The 2,428-nt window shown below is 41.8% G+C and carries 4 protein-coding genes; all 4 read right to left on the reverse strand.

Annotated elements, in window-relative coordinates; genetic code table 11:
* Window positions 1-651: response regulator (locus JCM13995_RS13290; protein WP_156314511.1), on the reverse strand; the 651-nt coding region annotated here is incomplete at its 3' end.
* On the reverse strand, window positions 644-1,177 hold the full coding sequence (locus tag JCM13995_RS13295; RefSeq protein WP_162230974.1) for a sensor histidine kinase: 534 nt from the start codon (window positions 1,175-1,177) through the stop codon (window positions 644-646). The genes JCM13995_RS13290 and JCM13995_RS13295, both read right to left, overlap by 8 nt.
* A gap of 28 nt (window positions 1,178-1,205) precedes the next feature.
* On the reverse strand, window positions 1,206-2,015 hold the full coding sequence (locus JCM13995_RS13300) for a sensor histidine kinase (protein WP_054666528.1): 810 nt from the start codon (window positions 2,013-2,015) through the stop codon (window positions 1,206-1,208).
* A complete protein-coding gene (locus JCM13995_RS13305) occupies window positions 1,994-2,398 on the reverse strand; it encodes a hypothetical protein (RefSeq protein ID WP_054666532.1) in 405 nt (134 codons plus the stop codon). Before JCM13995_RS13305 ends, JCM13995_RS13300 begins: the two co-directional genes overlap by 22 nt.
* Window positions 2,399-2,428 lie beyond the last annotated feature (30 nt).

Consider the following 2,428-nt stretch of genomic DNA (forward strand, 5'->3'; position numbering starts at 1 on the left):
AAAATTGAGGTGCTCAATCTGAATCATTGGTGTCTCAAGGTTTAATCGACCGTACACACAGTACATAATCTGCCCGCTGTGAGAAACACGGACAAAAATGGCTTCCGCAGCCTCGAAATACCCTTCAAGTGGTGTTCGAACTCGTTCAAACTGGTTCTCCTCAAGGCTAACTACGGTAAAAGGTACATCCTTGACCCTAGAGAGATCCTGCTCATCAAGCAAGACATTCTCTATCATTTGTTTTAGCTGAAGCAACTTTTCCTGTTTATGTCGTCGATAGTCTTCAAGACAGCCTTTCACGCTCGCCGATAGCTTTTCAGGCGCGACCGGTTTTTCCAGAAAATACCTTACGCCATACTTCATTGCCTCTTTCGCGTACGCGAGACTTCCGTACCCAGTAAAGATTATGATTTCGGCACTTGGATTGCTTTTCTTAATGTGGCGGACTAATTCAAGTCCGCTAATCTGAGGCATTTGGATATCAGTGACTATAATATCAACACGATTCCTGTCCAGATACTCTAAGGCGGCAGTGCTTGAATAAAATACCCCTGCGATAGTAACCGCTAAGTGACTGTGCTCAATCAACATGCGTATACCATCAGCGTTGAGTTGCTCGTCGTCAACAATAATCAAGCTGGCTTTAGCCAAGACTCACCTCTCCCTTCTTAGCGTACGGCAACCAAATTTTGACACTCGTTGTAGAGTCGACCGCAGATTCGACGTGAAGGCCGGCCTCACTGCCAAATTTAAGCTTCAGTCGTGAGGAAATATTATGCAAGCCCACACCGGTTGACTCCGACTGAAACGCGGCGGGATTAAATCCTTTACCATCATTGAAAACTGTAATTATTAAATGAGCGTTCTCAATCCGGAGGCAAACTCTGACAACAACCGGTCTATCCGTCGTCTCCACACCGTATTTCACTGCATTTTCTACAATGGGTTGAATGATCAATTTAGGAACAATAACGTTCTGCGTGGCCATCGTTTCGGGAATCATTAAACTAAAGCGCAAGCGATCTCTAAAACGTACACTTTGAATCTTTACATAAGCCTTAACAATATTCAATTCCTGTTCTAGAGTGGTCGACTGGGTCTTGGCATCGGCTTTCTCGCGTAAAAGGAGAGCAAGGGACGTCACAACTTCAGAAGCCTCTTCATCGCCGTGGCTCAACGCAATCCAGTTGATTGAATTCAACGTATTATATAAAAAAATGTGGGTCAATTTGAGCCATTAGGTACTTGTTTTCCATCTCTTGGGTCAACAATTGAGACTGGTAATCCTTGACAACAAGTCGATCAATCTCTGACATGAGTCGTTGAAAGCATCTGTATAATGTCCCAATCTCGTCCGACCGATGGAACGTATTAGCTTTCTCTGCTCTTTCTCTCAGTCGAGGTAAATCATCGGCCGTCTTAAAATCTTGCATATTACGGGCAAGATTATCAATTGGCAAAATTAAGCGCCGCAATAAATAATTTGCAATATTACTGCTTATTATCAATATAAGCAGTATCACTAACAGCAATATAAAAGATGCCGTTACTATTTTCCTAATTATTTGTTCATTCACGATATAGTAGTGAACAGTAAATGATGTGTTATCTAAATTGAGTGCTTTACTAAATAGATAATAACCGATACCGTTAATTGAAGTTAACCTCTGTTGATTCGGGCCGTGATATCTAAGACCCGATTTCACAGAATGTGCCAAATTAGGTTTGGTTAAATAGTACTGGTTGTCACGTTTGATAACTATAAAATCTTGTCTTGAAAAGAGCCCTGAGTCGCTCATAAATTGCTGTATAAAGGACAAATCAATAGTAAAGACTACAGTTCCAATATGTTTCATGCTTAAATCATGTGTGTCAAACAAATTGTGGACGTAAACGGCCTTATTGTCTGGGCCGAATATCCACTTTGCTTTCTTAGAATCGTTACCTACCGTTCTCAGGTAATCTTTAGTGGAATACCCTTTGATGTAATTATCTAAGCCATTACCCCCGACCATGCGGTGACCTCGATCATCATGATAGTCCAGGAGTTTACACGTGAAGTAGCAGCAATGCTGCCTATGTCTTTGGACAAATCGAGTCTTGCTAATTCTCGTTGATATGCGCTCAATTTGTCATTCTCAGCCCTTTCTAGATGAACCTGTGCGCCTGCATCTTCATGAAACCGGGTGACAAGATTATCAACCTCGGCAAACTCATTCTGAAGATCGGTGGACAAGGCAGATAACTGAACACGATTTCGCGCATATGTTTCGGATGTTAGCATCCGAACATATACGATTCCCATGAGCAGCAAGAGCATTGCTTCAACGATGACCAACGCATAAATCAATGCGTGCATCTTATTTTGAAGCGATAATTTGCTGATACGCTTAAACATACATATCCCAGCTTCTATATTTATTAATCA

This window comes from Lacticaseibacillus camelliae DSM 22697 = JCM 13995 (assembly GCF_001311195.1).
In the GTDB taxonomy this organism is placed as follows: domain Bacteria; phylum Bacillota; class Bacilli; order Lactobacillales; family Lactobacillaceae; genus Lacticaseibacillus; species Lacticaseibacillus camelliae.